This window comes from Thioclava sp. DLFJ4-1 (assembly GCF_002020145.1).
Lineage (GTDB): Bacteria > Pseudomonadota > Alphaproteobacteria > Rhodobacterales > Rhodobacteraceae > Thioclava > Thioclava sediminum.
In genome coordinates this window covers 268,251-285,515 of record NZ_MPZT01000006.1, presented here as the reverse complement: position 1 = coordinate 285,515, position 17,265 = coordinate 268,251, and the positions used below count along the sequence as shown (strand labels likewise).

General features: G+C 62.9%; 16 protein-coding genes. 9 read left to right on the top strand and 7 right to left on the bottom strand.

What is annotated here, in order from left to right:
- Positions 1–30: 30 nt before the first annotated feature.
- Genes rfbC through BMI85_RS19060 form a run of 5 tightly spaced genes read left to right on the top strand, consistent with a single transcriptional unit; the run spans position 31 to position 4,263 of the window.
- The gene (rfbC, locus tag BMI85_RS19080; protein ID WP_078602404.1) at positions 31–603 is read left to right on the top strand and encodes a dTDP-4-dehydrorhamnose 3,5-epimerase; all 573 of its coding nucleotides are present in this window, start codon (positions 31–33) and stop codon (positions 601–603) included.
- Positions 600–1,637 carry a dTDP-glucose 4,6-dehydratase gene (gene rfbB / locus BMI85_RS19075; protein WP_078602403.1) on the top strand — a complete coding sequence of 346 codons (1,038 nt, stop codon included), beginning with the start codon at positions 600–602 and terminating at the stop codon, positions 1,635–1,637. Before rfbC ends, rfbB begins: the two co-directional genes overlap by 4 nt.
- Positions 1,634–2,479, top strand: a complete 846-nt coding sequence (gene rfbD, locus BMI85_RS19070) for a dTDP-4-dehydrorhamnose reductase (RefSeq protein WP_078602402.1) — start codon at positions 1,634–1,636, stop codon at positions 2,477–2,479. The genes rfbB and rfbD overlap by 4 nt, the downstream gene beginning before the upstream one ends.
- A complete protein-coding gene (gene rfbA, locus BMI85_RS19065; RefSeq protein ID WP_078602401.1) occupies positions 2,476–3,348 on the top strand; it encodes a glucose-1-phosphate thymidylyltransferase RfbA in 873 nt (290 codons plus the stop codon). Before rfbD ends, rfbA begins: the two co-directional genes overlap by 4 nt.
- Before the next feature lie 6 nt (positions 3,349–3,354).
- Positions 3,355–4,263, top strand: a complete 909-nt coding sequence (locus tag BMI85_RS19060; protein WP_078602400.1) for a glycosyltransferase — start codon at positions 3,355–3,357, stop codon at positions 4,261–4,263.
- Positions 4,264–4,267: 4 nt separating this feature from the next.
- Here the strand turns inward: BMI85_RS19060 and BMI85_RS19055 are convergent, their stop codons facing one another.
- Together BMI85_RS19055 and BMI85_RS19050 are read right to left on the bottom strand one after the other, a co-directional pair.
- Positions 4,268–4,906 (bottom strand): ChrR family anti-sigma-E factor, encoded by a 639-nt coding sequence (locus BMI85_RS19055; RefSeq protein WP_078602399.1) that lies wholly within the window; start codon positions 4,904–4,906, stop codon positions 4,268–4,270.
- Entirely contained in the window at positions 4,903–5,571 is a 669-nt protein-coding gene (locus tag BMI85_RS19050; protein ID WP_143595183.1) for a sigma-70 family RNA polymerase sigma factor, read from the bottom strand. Before BMI85_RS19050 ends, BMI85_RS19055 begins: the two co-directional genes overlap by 4 nt.
- 109 nt (positions 5,572–5,680) lie before the next feature.
- Between BMI85_RS19050 and BMI85_RS19045 the strand changes: the two genes are divergently transcribed.
- Genes BMI85_RS19045 through BMI85_RS19030 form a run of 4 tightly spaced genes read left to right on the top strand, consistent with a single transcriptional unit; the run spans position 5,681 to position 9,471 of the window.
- Positions 5,681–6,991 (top strand): FAD-dependent oxidoreductase, encoded by a 1,311-nt coding sequence (locus BMI85_RS19045; protein WP_078602398.1) that lies wholly within the window; start codon positions 5,681–5,683, stop codon positions 6,989–6,991.
- Positions 6,988–7,740: a DUF1365 domain-containing protein gene (locus BMI85_RS19040; RefSeq protein ID WP_078602397.1), complete on the top strand. Its 753-nt coding sequence runs from the start codon at positions 6,988–6,990 to the stop codon at positions 7,738–7,740. Before BMI85_RS19045 ends, BMI85_RS19040 begins: the two co-directional genes overlap by 4 nt.
- Positions 7,740–8,903: a cyclopropane-fatty-acyl-phospholipid synthase family protein gene (locus tag BMI85_RS19035; RefSeq protein ID WP_078602510.1), complete on the top strand. Its 1,164-nt coding sequence runs from the start codon at positions 7,740–7,742 to the stop codon at positions 8,901–8,903. The genes BMI85_RS19040 and BMI85_RS19035 overlap by 1 nt, the downstream gene beginning before the upstream one ends.
- 1 nt (position 8,904) lies before the next feature.
- The gene (locus BMI85_RS19030; protein ID WP_078570634.1) at positions 8,905–9,471 is read left to right on the top strand and encodes a DUF3833 domain-containing protein; all 567 of its coding nucleotides are present in this window, start codon (positions 8,905–8,907) and stop codon (positions 9,469–9,471) included.
- On the opposite strand, the gene mtgA is transcribed toward BMI85_RS19030, so the two are convergent.
- From mtgA to BMI85_RS19005, 5 genes are all read right to left on the bottom strand, one after another.
- Positions 9,472–10,218 (bottom strand): monofunctional biosynthetic peptidoglycan transglycosylase, encoded by a 747-nt coding sequence (mtgA, locus tag BMI85_RS19025; protein WP_078602396.1) that lies wholly within the window; start codon positions 10,216–10,218, stop codon positions 9,472–9,474. It lies immediately after the preceding gene.
- Positions 10,219–10,249: 31 nt separating this feature from the next.
- Positions 10,250–11,167, bottom strand: coding sequence for a Hint domain-containing protein (locus tag BMI85_RS19020; RefSeq protein ID WP_078602395.1), 918 nt, complete (start codon positions 11,165–11,167; stop codon positions 10,250–10,252).
- A 130-nt stretch (positions 11,168–11,297) separates the two neighbouring features.
- Positions 11,298–11,873 carry a DUF1269 domain-containing protein gene (locus BMI85_RS19015; RefSeq protein WP_168174817.1) on the bottom strand — a complete coding sequence of 192 codons (576 nt, stop codon included), beginning with the start codon at positions 11,871–11,873 and terminating at the stop codon, positions 11,298–11,300.
- 76 nt (positions 11,874–11,949) lie between these two features.
- Complete coding sequence (gene gltB, locus BMI85_RS19010) at positions 11,950–16,488, bottom strand: glutamate synthase large subunit (protein ID WP_078602393.1); 4,539 nt, start codon at positions 16,486–16,488, stop codon at positions 11,950–11,952.
- Entirely contained in the window at positions 16,485–17,240 is a 756-nt protein-coding gene (locus tag BMI85_RS19005) for a hypothetical protein (protein ID WP_246832598.1), read from the bottom strand. Before BMI85_RS19005 ends, gltB begins: the two co-directional genes overlap by 4 nt.
- Positions 17,241–17,265 lie beyond the last annotated feature (25 nt).

Genomic DNA, 17,265 nt, shown 5'->3' with positions numbered 1-17,265 from the left:
AACTTTCCCGAAGCAATGAAGGCAGGGCGAATGCAGGTCGAACCAACTCCTCTCAGCGGCGTTCTTGTGATCACCCCGAAGCGATTCGGTGATCACCGCGGATTTTTCTCCGAGAGCTATTCGGCGAAGCGATTTGCCGAAGCCGGGATCGAGATCGAGTTCGTCCAAGACAACCATTCGGTCTCGGAGGCCGTGGGCACGGTGCGCGGGCTGCATTTTCAGGCCCCGCCGCACGCGCAGGCGAAGCTCGTGCGCTGCGGGTGCGGGCGGCTCTGGGACGTCGCGGTGGATATCCGCAAGGGCAGCCCGACCTACGGCCAGTGGTTCGGCACGGAGCTGAGCTTCGAGAACGGCAAGCAGCTGCTGATCCCGGCGGGCTTCGCGCATGGGTTTGTGACGCTCGAGCCGGGGACCGAGATCGTCTACAAATGCTCGGATTACTACGCGCCCGAGTGTGAAGGCGCGATCCGCTGGGACGATCCGGATATCGGCATCGATTGGCCGCTTTCCGCAGAAATAGAGCCTGTTTTGTCCGGCAAGGACGCTGAGGCACCTCTGTTCGCTTCCTTCGATAGCCCCTTCACCTGGGAGGGCGCAGCATGAAGATCCTCGTCACCGGCGGTGCCGGGTTCATCGGCTCCGCGGTCGTCCGCCTCGCCGTCTCGCGCGGCCATGAGGTGGTGAACCTCGACGCGCTGACCTATGCCGCCTGCCTCGAGAATGTCGCGCCCGTCGCCGACAGCCCGCTTTACGCCTTCGAGCAGGCCGATATCCGCGATCCCGAGGCGCTGACGGCGATCTTCACCCGTCACAAGCCCGACGCGGTGATGCATCTCGCGGCCGAAAGCCATGTCGACCGTTCGATCGACGGCCCCGGTGCCTTCATCGAGACCAACGTGATGGGCACCTACAACATGCTGCAGGCGGCACGCAGCTTTTGGGAGGGTGAAGGTCGCCCCGAGAGCTTCCGCTTCCACCACATCTCGACCGACGAGGTTTACGGCACGCTCGGCCCCACCGGCCAGTTCACCGAAGAGACGCCCTACGCCCCGAACAGCCCCTATTCCGCCTCGAAAGCGGGTTCGGACCATCTCGTGCGCGCTTGGCACGAGACCTATTGCCTGCCGGTGGTGCTCACCAATTGCTCGAACAATTACGGCCCCTATCACTTCCCGGAAAAGCTGATCCCGGTCGTGATCCTGAACGCGCTCGCGGGCAAGCCCCTGCCGATCTATGGCGACGGGTCGAACGTGCGCGACTGGCTCTATGTCGAGGATCACGCCGATGCGCTGCTCTTGGTGCTGGAGAAGGGCGCCTCGGGCCGCAGTTACAATATCGGCGGCGAGAACGAGCGGTCGAACCTCGAGCTGGTCCAGACGATCTGCACCATTCTCGACAAGCTGCGTCCGGGCGACGCGCCATATGCCGATCTGATCACCTTCGTCACCGACCGCCCCGGCCACGATGCGCGCTACGCGATCGACCCGACCCGCATCCGCGAGGAGCTAGGCTGGCGGCCGAGCGTGACGGTGGAGGAGGGGCTCGAGCGCACCGTGCGCTGGTATCTCGAGAACGAGGATTGGTGGCGCCCGCTGCTGGAGCGGCACGGCGTCGGCGAAAGGTTGGGCAAGGCATGATCCTCGTCTTCGGACAGACCGGCCAGGTTGCGCAGGAACTACAACGCCTCGCCCCCGATGCGGTGTTTTTGGGCCGGAATAGGGTCGATTTGAGCGACCCTGATGCCGCTGCACAGGCGATCCGGGAGGCCAAGCCAGAGGCCGTAATCAACGCCGCGGCCTATACGGCTGTCGACAAGGCCGAAGAAGAAGAGGCGCTTGCGCAGACGGTCAACGGTGACGCGCCCGCGGCGATGGCCGAGGCCTGCCGCGACCTTGGCATCCCGTTCGTTCACATCTCCACCGATTACGTCTTCGACGGCTCGGGCGACGCGCCGTTCAAGCCGACCGACCCGACCGGCCCGCTGGGCGCCTATGGCCGCACCAAGCTCGCAGGCGAAGAGGCGATCCGGGCGACGGGCAGCACTTTCGCCATCCTGCGCACCAGCTGGGTCTTCTCCGCCCATGGCGGGAACTTCGTGAAGACGATGCTGCGCCTGTCGGAAAGCCGCGATCACCTGACGATCGTCGCCGACCAGATCGGTGGCCCGACCCCGGCCAAGGCGATCGCCGAGGCCTGCCTGGCGATGGCGCAAGAGTTGCAGCGCGCGCCTGAGAAGAGCGGCGTTTACCATTTCTCAGGCTCTCCCGATGTAAGCTGGGCGGGCTTCGCGCGGGAGATCTTCGCGCAGGCCGGGCGCGGCGTGACGGTGGAGGATATTCCCACCGCCGATTATCCGACGCCGGCGAAACGGCCGCTCAATTCGCGGTTCGACTGCAGCGATCTGGCCGTGTTCGGCCTGAATAGACCCGATTGGAGATCGGGATTGAATGAAGTGTTAATTGAATTGGAAGCGGTATGACGAAACGCAAAGGGATCATTCTGGCAGGCGGCTCGGGCACGCGGCTCTATCCGATCACGATGGGCGTCTCGAAGCAGCTTCTGCCGGTCTATGACAAGCCGATGATTTACTATCCGCTGACGACGCTGATGCTGGCGGGCATCCGCGAGATCGCGGTGATCACGACGCCGCATGATCAGGAGCAGTTCATCCGCACGCTCGGCGATGGCAGCCAATGGGGGCTGAACCTGACCTATATCACGCAGCCCTCGCCCGACGGTCTGGCGCAGGCCTATCTGCTGGCCGAGGATTTCCTTGCGGGCAGCCCTTCGGCGATGGTTCTGGGCGACAACATCTTCTTCGGCGCAGGTCTAGGCGAGATCCTGAAAGCGGCGAATGCGACCACAGATGGCGGCACCGTCTTCGGCTACCGCGTCCGCGATCCGGAGCGGTATGGCGTGGTGGATTTCGACGAGAGCGGTACCGTGCGCGCGATCATCGAGAAGCCCGAAGTGCCGCCATCGCAATTCGCGGTCACGGGGCTCTATTTCCTCGACGAGACTGCGCCGGACCGCGCCAAGACGATCACGCCTTCCGCCCGTGGCGAGTTGGAGATCACCTCGCTTCTGGAAACCTACCTGCATGACGGCGCGCTCTCGGTCACGCAGATGGGTCGGGGCTTTGCCTGGCTCGACACCGGAACGCATGGCAGCCTGCTCGATGCGGGCAACTTCGTTCGCACGCTGGAAGAGCGGCAGGGGCTGCAAAGCGGCTCGCCCGACGAGATCGCCTTCGAGAAAGGCTGGATCAGTGCCGACGCACTCGCCGACCGCGCAAAGAAATTCGGCAAGAACAGCTATGGCGAGTATCTGCTGCGCCTGATCGAGTAAGCGACCGTGGCGCGGGTCACGATCCTGATGGCGACACGCGATCCGGGGCCGGAACTGCGCGATCAGCTGGAAAGCCTCGCGGCGCAAACCCATCGGGATTGGCGTCTGATCGTCGGGGACGACAGCCGAAGCGATGCCGCGCGCGACGTCTTGGCGGAGCTCGCCCGCAGCCATGATGTGCAGATCGTGAGAGGCCCGCGGACCGGCGCGGGAGGGAATTTCCTGTCTCTGCTGCGGGGGATCGACAGCGCGCAGCAGGATTACATCGCCTTTTGTGATCAGGATGATGTCTGGCTGCCGGATCGGCTCGCGCGCGGGATTTCGAGTTTGGGCGAGGGGGAAGCTTCGCTTTATTGCAGCCGGACTTTGGTCTGCAACGCTGATCTGGGAGACCAGCATCTCTCCGTCCGACACACACGCCCACCGTCGTTCCGCAACGCACTGGTGCAGAATATCGCGGCGGGAAACACCATTCTTCTGAACCCGGCCGGGGCCGAACTGGCCATCTCTGCGGCGCACGAGCTGCGATCCACGCCGCGTCATGACTGGTGGCTCTATCAGCTCTTCACCGGGTGCGGCGCGCGGATTTTCTACGATGTGGAGCCCACGCTTCTCTACCGCCAACACGGTGGCAACGCGGAAGGGGCGAACATCACAATGCGCGCCAAACTCTCTCGACTCGGATGCATGCTGTCCGGCGATTGGCGGTGCTGGATCGACGATCAATGTGCAGCGCTCACCGCATCGGCGCATCGGTTCACGCCCGGGAACCGGGCCGTTTTCGATCGCTTCAAGAGGATGCGCGACGCGACTTTTCCGGCCCGTCTGAAAGAATTAGCCCGGCTGAGGCTCTATCGCCAAAGCCGGGCGGCTACGCTTGCCCTCTGGATCGGGGCCGTGTTTCGGCGGATTTAGGGTCTTAAATCCGGAAGATCGGCTGCAGCAAGCGCGGCAGAAGGCCCTTGAACTTCAGCGGTGCATCGGTCGCGGCGAGGCAGATGCAGACATCCTCCATACCCGCGATCGGTGTGTGATCGAGATCGTCATCCGCCACCTCCACATCGCCGACGCCAAAGCGCCCGGTCTCGTCCGAGAAGGACCCCTGCAGCACGAGCGTCAATTCGAGCCCGCCATGCGTGTGATCCGGCACCGCCATCCCCGGCGGAATATAGAGAAGCCGGGCCGACCCTTCTTTATCCTCGCTCAGAATGGCTTGCTTGATGCCGCCGCCCAAGGCCCGCCAGCGCGGACTGTCGGCGCCCATCGCTTCGACCACGGCGCCCGGATAAATCCCGGCGCGCGCAGGTTGATCAGCGACGATCACATCGTCGTCGTCCAACCCGTCAAACACACGTCGCCGCAAATCGTCGCTGGGGGCCATGCCTTTCAGGTCATCCAGAACCAGCCCGCCCGCCAGTTCCTCTGCTTCGAGCCGTGCGCGACACTCGTCGCACTGGCTTACATGCGCCGCCACGACCAGCGAAAACGCATGACCCAGCGAGCCGGTCGCGTAGGACCGTACCAACCAATCGGGCAAATGATGCGTAATCTCGGTCATTCTTCTCTCAGATCCCTTAACTCGTGTCTAAGCTTCTCCAGCGCCAGCCGGATCCGCGATTTAATCGTCCCAAGGGCGAGACCCGTCGCCTCGCGTATTTCGGCCTGTGTGAGTTCGCCCACATAGGCCCGCTCAATGATCTCGCGCTGCGCTTCCGGCAGCGCCTCGATCGCTTCGCGCAGCTGCGCCGCTTCCTGTTCCAGCCCGATTGCCGCATCGGCCTCGCGGGTTTCCCGCGTCTCGGCCTCGGCGATCAGCTCGTCTGGAACGGGCCGGGGCCGTCTTCGGATCACATCGATCTGCCGATTGCGTGCAATCCGGTAAATCCATGCCGAGGCGCGTGCCCGCGTCTCGTCGTAAAGATGTGCCTTCCGCCAGATCGTGAGCATCACGTCCTGAACCACATCCTCTGCCGCCGCCTGCGTCATGCCGGATCGCACAAGCATCCCCTTCAGTCGCGGCGAGAAGTGATCATAAAGCCGCGCGAAGGCCAGTTTGTCACGCTTGTCACGAACTGCCACGAGCCAATCGGTCTGCTCGCAAGCCGCCTCGGGCGTCGGTTTCGCTGATTTCCTGTCGTCCATTATCTTCCCGGCAAAGGCCTGACCCGCCACGATTGGCGGGGTCCCTGTGGTGTCGAAGTTGATGGTCGCATCTCTCAGCATGTGACCGATACGCAGCTTATGAGATAGCGGTTCACATGCGATGCGAAAAAACTTCTGATCCAAACGGTAATATGCACCGTTACGCCTTCAAGAGCTTGGGAGAATTCGAATGTCATTTGATGCCCTGCATCCACATGCGCAACGTATCGCGATCATCGGATCCGGGATTTCCGGTCTGGCGGCGGCGTGGCAACTCGCGCCGCATAATCGCGTTACCATCTATGAGGCGGAGACGCGGCTTGGAGGGCATTCGCGCACGATCACTGCGGGGCGCAACGGCGATCAGCCGGTCGATACCGGCTTCATCGTCTTCAACTACGCGAATTACCCGCATCTGACGCGCCTGTTCTCCGAGCTCGATGTGCCGGTCGAGAAATCCGACATGAGCTTTGGCGTGACGATCGATCAGGGCCGCATCGAATATGCTTTGCGCGACCTGAACAGTCTCGTTGCGCAAAAGCGGAACTTGGCCCGGCCGGGTTTTCTGCGGATGGTCGCGGATATCGCAAAGTTCAACGCGAAGGCCGTCGCTGTTGCGCAAAGCGACGACGTGACGATTGACGGTCTCCTGGATGAGTTGAATCTGGGCGAGTGGTTCCGGCGCTATTACCTGCTGCCGATCTGCGGGGCGATCTGGTCCACGCCCGCCGATCAGATCGGCGCGTTCCCCGCGAAAAGCCTTCTGCGCTTCTTCGAGAACCACGCATTGTTGTCGGCGACCGGTCAGCATCAATGGTGGACGGTCTCGGGTGGATCGATCGAATATGTTAGGCGGCTGGAGGCCGCCCTGCGTCTTCGCGGCGTCGAATTCCGCACCGGCACCCCGGTCACCGCGATCGAGAGGCAGCGCAATTCAGTCACTATTTCAGCGGAAAAATCCCTTCCGGATCAGTTCGACCAGGTCATCATCGCCACCCATTCCGATCAGGCGCTCAAGCTGCTGGCCAAGCCGACCCCGGAAGAACAGGCCGCGCTTTCGGCGGTCCGCTATCAACCCAACGACGTCTATCTGCATCGCGACGTGGCGCAGATGCCGCGCCGACGCGCTTGCTGGTCGAGCTGGGTCTATCAGGCGCAGACCCGCGCGAATGAGACGCGGCTTGGCGTGACTTATTGGATGAACAAGCTGCAGAACATTCCCGAGAGCGATCCGCTTTTCGTCACGCTGAACCCCGATGCGCCGATTGCCGAGGAGACGATCTACGATCACGAGGTCTTCTGGCACCCGGTTTTCGACCGCGCAGCGATACAGGTGCAGGGCGAAATCCAGTCGATACAGGGTCTGAATCGGACGTGGTTCGCGGGCGCATGGCTCCGTCATGGTTTCCATGAAGATGGGTTCGCCTCGGCGGTTCGGGTGGCGCGCGAGCTGAATCGCGGGGCGCAGCCGCAGGTCGACTTCGAAAAGGTGCCCGCATGAGCGGTGAGTTCTGCCCCGGTCATACGGTTCATGCGCGGCGGGGCGCGATTTCCCACCAGTTCCGCTATCACGTCGATTACGTGATGATCGATCCCGATGCGCCGGGCCCGTGGCCGCGGATTTTCTCGCGCCGCGGACGCAACCTCGCGACGGTGCATGACAAGGATTACGGCGGGGCGCCCGGTCGCGGCGAGGGTGCTGCATGGGTCCGCAAACAGCTCTCCCGTCACGGTGCGCCCGAGATTACGAAGCTGCGCCTTCTGACCCAGCCGAAGATCCTCGGGGCCGGGTTCAACCCGGTGAATTTCTGGCTGGCCTATGATGCGCAAGATGACCTGCGCGCCGTGATAGCAGAGGTAAACAATACCTTCGGCGATCGACATTCCTATCTCTGCGCCACCCCGAATTTCGACCCTATTTCAGCGGAAACCGAGCTTCACGCGGCGAAAATCTTCTACGTCTCCCCGTTCCAGACCATCGCCGGGGAATATCGGTTCCGCTTCGACCTCGGAGCCGAGCACATCCGCATCCGCATCGATCACCGAAATGGCGAGGAGGGTGTCGTGGCCACCCTCGCGACCCAACGCCGCAAACTGACTTCGGCGGCGCTTCTCGGTATGGCGCTGCGTCGTCCGCTCACCCCGATCCGCACGCTCGGCCTGATCTACTGGCAGGCCCTGCGGCTCAAGCTCAAAGGCGCCCGCTACTTTTCGCGGCCCACACCCCCCAGCGAGGAGATCAGCCAATGATGCCTTTCCTGACCAACCGGATCCGCAGCGAATTCCTCGCGACCTGCGAGAAGATCGAGCAGGGGACGCTGCATCTGCGCCTGCCTGACGGCACCGTGCGCAGTTTCGGTCGCGGGGAGCCGCAAGCCGACATGGAAATCCGCGACTGGCAGGCCGTGGTGGCGATGGCGTCGCGCGGCGATGTCGGCCTGGGCGAGGCCTATATCGCGGGGCTGTGGGAGACGTCTTCGATTGAGGCGCTTCTGTCGCTCGCGCTGAAGAACCTCGATGTGGTCGACGGCTATGCCTATGCGGGCTTCTGGTCGAACCTGAAGTTCCGCCTGATCGATCGGCTGATGCGGGCCAATTCGCTGCGCGGGGCGTCGCGCAACATCCGGGCCCATTACGACGTGGGGAACGAGTTCTACCAGCTCTGGCTGGACGAGGGGATGAGCTATTCCTCTGCCCTTTTCGCGCCGGGGGACAACGATCTGCACCGGGCGCAGAACCGCAAGCTCGACCGCATTCTCGACCAGATGGGCGACGGGGAACAGGTGCTGGAGATCGGCTGCGGCTGGGGCCATTTCGCCGAACGCGCGGCCGAGCAGGGGCGTCATGTCACCGGGATCACGATCTCGCCCAGCCAGAAAGGCTACGCCGATGCGCGGCTCGACGGGCGGGCGGATATCCGGTTGCAGGACTATCGCCACACGCCGGGCAAATTCGATCATATCGTTTCGATCGAGATGATCGAAGCGGTCGGCGAGCGCTATTGGCCGAACTATTTCCAAACGGTGAAAGATCGCCTGGCGGAGGGCGGCTCTGCGATGATTCAGGCCATAACAGTGTCTGATTCCTACTTTCCGAAATATCGCGAGACTTCCGATTTCATTCGGCAATACACTTTCCCGGGTGGCATGCTTCTGTCCGATGGGGTGATCCGCGATCAGGCGGCGAAGGCCGGACTGGCGGTGAAGGAAAGCTTCGCCTTCGGGCAGGACTATGCCGAGACCTGCCGGCAATGGGCGACGCGCCTGAAAGAGCGCAGCGCGCGGGCCACCGAACTTGGCTTCGGGCCGGAGTTCCTGCGCAACTGGTCCTATTATCTCGAAGCCTGCGCGGCGGCCTTCGCGGTAGGCCATACCGATGTGGTGCAGGTCCAACTGGCACATGCGAGTGCGTAAAATGTTGTTAAAATTGCTTTTCACCCTCGCGGTTCTGATCCTGGCGGCTCTCTTGATCCGGCATTTCTTCTTCTCATTCCCGGCGCAAAAGTCGGCGGATTACGCTTCGGAAAGCCCGGAATTCGACATTCGCCGGGCCTTCGAGGGCCCTATCGAGGCGCATGGCATGATCTATGGGCCGGACGGTCGGGTCACCTCGCGCTTCCGTGCCGTGATGACGGGGCGGTTCACGAATGATGGCGGCGTGATCGAGGAGGAGTTCGAATATGCCTCCGGTCGGCGCCAGAGCCGCGCCTGGAATATCCAGTTCGGGCCGAATGGCGAGATCAGCTCGACCGCCGACGATATCGAGGGGCGCGCCGAGATGGAGCAGTCGGGCAATGCGCTGCGGATGCGCTATCGGTTGCGGCTGCCCGAGGATGCGGGCGGCCACGTGCTCGACGTGACTGACTGGATTTACCTGATGCCGGACGGGACGCTGCTGAATCGGTCGCAGATGCGCAAATTCGGGATCAAGGTCGCGGAGCTGTTCGCCGTCATGCGCCCGATGACCGAACCGGCCGAGTAATCACTCGAAGCAGCTTGCGCGCCCGTCCTTCTGGATCGTCGCCGCGCCGTCCATGATCGACTGCGCGCGGCGCGACAGGAAGCTGCCGGGCTTCGCCGCCGAACGGTCCTTCGGGTCGGGCAGGACGCCAGCGATCAACGCGGATTGGCGGGCGCTCAACTTGTCGGGCGTGGTGCGGAAATAGCGATGCGCGGCGGCATCGACGCCAAACGCGCCTTCGTCGAATTCAGCGACGTTAAGATAGATTTCCAGAATCCGCTTCTTGCCCCAGATCGCCTCGGCCAGCGGCGTCATCGACGCCTCAAGCGCCTTGCGCAGCCAGTTTCGGCCCTGCCAGAGGAACACGTTCTTCACGGTCTGCTGGGTGATCGTCGAGGCGCCGCGATTGGCGCCATCGTCGATTGCCTTGCGGATCGCGCGCATGTCGAAGCCCCAGTGGTTGCAGAAATTCGCGTCTTCCGCCGCGACGACGGAGCGGGCGAGCACGGGCGCGATATCCTCGATCGGCACCCATTTCTGATCGACGGCGCCAAGACGCTGGCGTTCGCTCCACATCGTCCAGGTGGTCGGCGGATTAACGAACTTGAACAGGACCATCAGCACAAGCACCAGCGCGACGAGACCCATCACGCCCCGCAGCGCCCATTTCAGGGCGGTGCGGAAAGGCGCGCGCATGCTGCTGGAAACGCTCGATTTCGGGCTGCGTTTGGCGGGTTTGCGGCCCGATTTTTTCTTGCTCTTAGCCATGTGCGTATAAGTCACAGCGCGCCCCGAAGGGTCAAGCGACAAGCAGCGCCAATTCCGGTCCGCGCGCGACCTGTCGCGCCGTTACCATGGTTTCGATCGGCGCATCTGACACCCGCTTCCACGCGGTGCGTATTTCGCGCGCGATACCGTGGTCGTCTTCAAGGACGACATTGCCGGGAAACAGGCTCTCGGTCGGCGCGCCCTCGGCCATGAGGATGTGATGGCGCGCGAAAAGCAGGTGGCGGTATTGCACGCGCGGGCGCGGAGCCACCCGAATGCTATTGCCGTTCACGAGATGCTTGGCGGCGACCAGAACTTCGCTATGGGCGCAGGCAATCTCGGCGCGCCAGCCGCGCAGCAACATCCGATGTTGTTGAGACACGTAAAGAGCGCGTCGATTTCCCATAGCCCCCGGCGCGAACCGGATCGGCGCATAGGCCCCGACGCCGCGGCAGACCCGGCCACCCGTCCAAAGAAGAGGCTGCGGCCCGTCGTCCTCGGTCATGACAAGATCGCCCGCCTTGAGCCGCTCCACCAGTCGCGGCCCGTCGGGCGTGTCGATCCGCGTCCCCGCGAGGAAACATTCCGGCCCCAGATCGCCGACCGGCGCCTGGGTGCTCTGCGTGACATAGGTGGAGCTGATGAAGGTCGCGTTGTGGAGGATCGTGCCATCGGACGGCGTGAACACGGCACTTCCGTCGCGCAGGTAGAACGTGTCGCCGGTGATCGTCTCTTGCACGCCGTTCGGACGCTCGATGGTGATCGTGTCGCCACGCCAGACATCGGTGACGCGCTGGCCGTTGATCGTGTCGCGGGCGCTGTTGCTGCTGGAAATCCAATTGTCGTTATTCCGATCGACAATTTCATATGTCGCCGGTGAAAGCGCCGTGCCCGCAGCGGGCGGACTGCCCGGATCCATGATGTAGAACTGGTCGTAATAGGTTGCCATTTTTGTTGCTCGAGTAACGTTATTATAAATTATTCGTTACTTGGTAAGCAGAGATCAGGGCGACACAAAGGCGCCTGTGGGGCGCAAAGTTAACTACGGGTTAAAGAGTGACATCCCGGTCACAGCGCGTTCAGAGGGCAGAGGGGCCCACCATCCGCGCGAGATTTCCAGTGGCACCTTCGGTGATTTCCTCGCCGGTGAAGGCTGTGGTGCCCCCCGAAGACAGGGCGGATTCGAGCCTTTCGTGGAAATCTTCCGGCAAGGGAATCTGCAGCACGCGACCGCGCGCGTGGCCTAGGGTCTTCATCCGTTCAAGGACCTCTGCAGCGCTGCCCTTCTTAAGCAAGATGAACACAGCCGAACCGCCTTGCGGCAAGCTCTCGCCCGCTTCGCGCAGGAAAGAGTCGTTCAACCCGAGGTCGGTGAACTTGCCGGATACGGCGCCCGCGCCCGCACCGATTGCCGCGCCGACGACCGGCGACAGGAAGACGAGACCCAGCAACCCGCCCCAGACAGCGCCGCCGATCGCGCCGAGGGCCATCGTGTTGCTGTTTTCATGAACGTTAATCTCGCCGCTTTCGTCGCGGGTCACGACAACAATGTCCTGCGACCGGAAAAATCCTTCTTTTTCCAGTGCTCTGAGTTCCTCGCGCGTCGCGAAGCCCGCGGCCTCGGTTTCATGCGCCATCACCAACAGTTCGGACATCGTTACCTCCAGACAGAACAAAGGGCGAAGCATGTGCTTCGCCCTCTGAAACGGTTCCGTTGGGGAAAGGGTTCCCTTATTCCGCCGGCATCGCCTGCGGTTCGTCGCTGAGCGGGTAGGACAGATGCGCCAGCATTTCCTTCGGGCAGACCTGCAGGAAGTTCGCCTTCTCGGTCTCCCAGTGCTGGAGAATATCGGCCCCTTTGCGCGAGCCCGTCTCGGCGACGTGACGCTCGATCAGGCCTTTCAGCTCGGCTTCCCAATGCTCGTGGCCCAGACCGCAGGTGACGAGGCTTTCGAGATTGATCAGCTCTTCCGCGGTGTTGTCCGGATCGTAGAGATAGGCCATCCCGCCGGTCATGCCCGCACCGAAGTTCGGGCCGATCGAGCCGAGGATCACCGCGACGCCGCCGGTCATGTATTCACAGCCGTTGGAGCCGCAGCCCTCGATCACCACTTTCGCACCCGAGTTCCGCACCGCGAAGCGTTCGCCTGCGCGGCCTGCCGCAAACAGGTGACCCTCGGTCGCGCCGTAAAGCACGGTGTTGCCGATGATCGTGTTCTCCGACGCCACCAGCGGCGAAGCCATCGGCGGACGCACGACGATCATGCCGCCCGACAGACCCTTGCCGACATAGTCGTTGGCATCGCCCGACACTTCGATCTTCAGACCCGGGGCCGCAAAAGCGCCCAGCGACTGACCGCAGGAGCCGGTCAGCTTCACCGTCAGGTGGTCCGACTGCAGCGCGTTGCGCATCCCGAAGTTCTTCACGATATGGCTCGAAGCGCGCGTCCCGATAGTGCGCAGCGTGTTGCGCACCGCGTAGGAGAGCTGCATCTTCTCGCCTTCCTCGAAGAAGCGATGACCATCCTTGATGATCTCCGCATCGAGCGTATCCGAGACCCAGTTACGCGGCTTCGAACGGTCGTAGACGATCTTGTCCCAGCCATCGACGGTGATCAGGAGCGGATTGAGATCCAGATCGTCGAGATGGGCCGAGCCGCGGCTCACCTGGCTGAGAAGATCGGCGCGACCGATCACCTCGTCGAGCGACCGCGCACCGATCGAGGCGAGGATTTCGCGCACTTCCTGAGCGTAGAAGGTGATGAGGTTCACTACCTTGTCCGCCGTGCCGGTGAACTTGGCGCGCAGCTCCGGGTCCTGGGTGCAGACGCCCACCGGGCAGGTGTTCGACTGACACTGACGGACCATGATGCAGCCCATCGCGATCAGGGCGGCGGTACCGATGCCGTATTCCTCGGCACCCATCATTGCGGCCATCACGATATCGCGGCCCGTGCGCAGACCGCCATCGGTCCGCAGGGTGACGCGTTCGCGCAGGTTGTTCATCGCGAGCACCTGATGCGCCTCGGTCAGACCCATCTCCCACGGGAGACCGGCATATTTGATCGAGGTCGCAGGCGATGCGCCCGTGCCGCCATTGTGGCCCGAGATCAGGATGATGTCGGCCTTCGCCTTCGCCACCCCGGCCGCGATCGTGCCGACGCCCGAGGACGCCACCAGCTTCACCGTCACTTTGACCTTCGGGTTGATCTGCTTGAGGTCGTAGATCAGCTGCGCGAGGTCTTCGATCGAGTAGATGTCGTGGTGCGGTGGCGGCGAGATCAGGGTCACGCCCTTGGTCGAGTGCCGCAGACGCGCGATCAGATCGGTGACCTTCATCCCCGGAAGCTGGCCGCCTTCGCCGGGCTTGGCGCCCTGAGCGACCTTGATCTCAAGCTCTTCGCAGTGGTTGAGGTACTCGGCGGTCACACCGAAACGACCCGAAGCCACCTGCTTGATCTTCGCCGACGGGTTGTCGCCGTTGGGCTCGGGCACGAAATGCGCCGGGTCTTCCCCGCCTTCACCCGAGTCCGACTTCGCACCGATCCGGTTCATCGCGACGTTCAGCAGTTTGTGCGCCTCGGGCGACAGCGCGCCCAGCGACATGCCCGGCGTCACGAAGCGCTTGCGGATCGAGGTGATCGACTCGACCTCTTCGATCGGGACCGGTTTGCCCAGCGATTTGATATCCAGCATGTCGCGGATGTGGATCGGCGGGTTCGCCCGCATCATCGAGCTGTATTGCTTCCACAGGTCGTAGCTCGCGCGGTTACAGGCCGATTGCAGCATGTGCATCGACTGCGCGCCCCACGCATGGGACTCGCCGGTGCGGCGGGCCTTGTAGAAGCCCCCGATCGGGAGCACGTCCTGACCGCCTTTCCAGCCCTTGGCATGCACACCTTCCAGCGCGTGCTGGATACCGTGCAGACCGATACCGGAGATGCGCGAGTGCATGCCGGGGAAGTATTCGGCGACCATCGCGCGCGACAGACCCACGGCTTCGAAGTTCAGACCGCCGCGATAGGAGGAAATCACCGAGATCCCCATCTTCGACATGATCTTCAGCAGGCCCGCATCGATCGCATCGCGATATTTGCGCATCGCGTCGACGAGCGTGCCGCCCAGCAGGCCGCGGTCGATCCGGTCGGCCAGCGTGTCCTGCGCGAGATAGGCGTTCACCGTGGTCGCGCCCGAGCCGATCAGCACCGCAAAGTAATGCGGGTCGATACATTCCGCCGAGCGCACGTTGATCGAGCAGAAGGTCCGCAGACCTTTCTGCGTGAGCCAGCTATGCACGGCGCTCGTCGCGAGGATCATCGGCATCGCGACTTTGCCCTCGTCCTGCTCCTCATCGCTCAGCACGATATGGAGCGCGCCCGAGCGCACCGCGTCTTCGGCTTCCTGACGGATCCGGGTCAGACCTTCGCGCAGCGCCTCCTGATCGGAATTGGCCGGGAAGGTGCAGTCGATGATCGTCACCTGCTCGCCGAATTCGTTGAGCATGTGATCGAATTCGGAATTCGCGAGGAAAGGGCTCTCCAAGATCCAAATCTCGGTCTGCGAGCTATCCTCGTCGAGCACGTTTTTGAGGTTACCGAAGCGCGTCTTGAGCGACATCACCCGGCTTTCGCGAAGCGAGTCGATCGGCGGGTTGGTGACCTGGCTGAAGTTCTGACGGAAGAAATGGCTCAGCGGGCGGTATTGCTTGGACAGAACCGCAGGCGGCGTGTCGTCGCCCATGGAGGCGATGGCTTCCTTGCCGTCCTCGGCCATCGGCGCGAGGATCTGTTCGATCTCTTCGACCGAATAGCCCGCCGCGACCTGACGCTTGCGCAGCTCACCGCCCGAGAATTTCGGGTTCTCCGGGACGTCCACGAGGATCGCGTTCAGATCGGTGACCTTGCCGACCCATTCGCCGAAGGGCTGAGCGGCGGCCAGTTTGTCCTTGATTTCGGTGTCGTGGTAGAGCTTTCCCTCGCGCATATCGACCGCGATCATCTGACCCGGACCAAGCGCGCCTTTCTCGACAACGCTCGCCTCATCGACCGGCACCATGCCGGCTTCGGAACCTGCGATCAGAACGCCGTCACCGGTGATGACATAGCGCAGGGGGCGCAGACCGTTGCGGTCGAGGCCGCCACAAACCCAGCGACCATCGGTCATCGCGAGCGCGGCGGGCCCGTCCCACGGCTCCATCACGGCGTTGCAATAGGCATACATGTCCTGCCACGCGGAGGGCATCGTGTCGGTGGATTTCGACCACGGCTCGGGGACGAGCATCGTCTTCACCATCGGCGCGTTGCGGCCCGAGCGGACCATCAGTTCGAACACCGCATCGAGCGCGCCGGAGTCGGACGCCCCCGCCGGGATGATCGGCTTGATGTCTTCGGCGCTGTCGCCAAAGGCCGAGGAGGCCATGCGGATTTCATGGCTCTTCATCCAGTTGGTGTTGCCCTTGATCGTGTTGATCTCGCCGTTATGCGCCAGCATCCGGAAGGGCTGCGCCAGCCACCATTGCGGGAAGGTGTTGGTGGAATAGCGCTGGTGATAGATCGCGAAGGCGGACTCGAAGCGCTCGTCCTTCAGATCGGGATAGAATTCCGCGACCTGCTCAGCCAGCATCATGCCCTTGTAGATGATCGAGCGGCACGACAGCGAGCACATGTAGAGCCCGTTGATCTGCGCCGCGATCGCCGCTTTCTCGATACGGCGGCGGATGATGTAGAGCTCGCGCTCGAACTGCTCCTCGTCGATATCCTTGTCGTTGCGGATCAGGATCTGCTCGATCTCGGGGCGGGTCGAATTGGCTTTCTCACCCAGCACTTCGGTGTTCACCGGAACGTGGCGCCAGCCGTAGATATAGTGACCCATCCGCAGAACTTCGGATTCCACGATAGTGCGGCAACGCTCCTGCGCGCCGAAATCGGTGCGCGGCAGGAAGACCTGACCGACGGCGACCATTTTCTCCATGTCCGGCTCGTGGCCGGTGCGGCGGATCTGGTCATAGAAGAAGGGGGCGGGGATCTGGACGTGGATGCCCGCGCCGTCGCCGGTCTTGCCGTCAGCATCCACGGCACCGCGGTGCCAGATCGCCTTCAGCGCGTCGATGCCGTTCTCCACGACGCGGCGCGAGGCCTTGCCGTCGATCGACACCACGAGACCGACGCCGCAGGACGCCTTCTCGTCTTCTTCCTTCCACAGTGAATTCTCGTTCATCCACTGGCGTTTCGCTTCCTCGGCGGCCACCCAGGCTTCGTCATATTTGGTCATTGCAGTGCCTCCTTGGAGAAAGAGCGGGAAAGGGGGGCGAGGCTGACTTGCGTGGGCCGAAGATCGGCCTGCGTCATCATCAGGTCGCAGTCATATTCGGGCGTCTCGGTCGAGAAACCGGGATCGCCGGGAAAGTCGAAGCGCACGGGGCTGTCGTCATAGCTCACGACGTCGCCCTGATCGTTCTCGAACCGCTCCGCGCCGCTGAAAAACACGCGATACTTGCGCGAGATATATTGCGTGCCGGTGCGGGTCGCGACGGTCTGACCGTTCTGGTCATCCTCGCGCAGATCGAAGGTGATCGTCTCGAGCGGGACATCGTCGATGCTGAGCGATTTGCCCGTGAGGGTATCGCTGCCGACAAAACGGCGCAGCCCGCGAAAATTCGAGCGCGTGACGAAATCGTAATCGTCCGTACCCTCCGACAGGAGCGCCGAGAACGACGGGGCGTCCTTCGACGCGCCCGGATCGAACACCTCGATCTCGCCGGTATCGGTCGACACGCTTTCAAGCCAGCGCGTCTCGGCATCGATATGGCTCAGGTAATAGATGCCCTCGCCATCGGCGAAGGCGGTCCACAGATCGCCCTCCGGATCGGCGGCGCAGCGGTAGTAATTGGCGACCTGACAGTTATGCATCTGCACGGTCATGAAGACCTCGCAGCCCTGCGGCGGCGCGAAGTCTTCGGCATGCACCGGCAGGGCGCTGAACAGCCCCCCGCAGATCGCCATGCCGAGAAAATTCGACCGCATCGCATACATTCCTTTTCAGATCGGC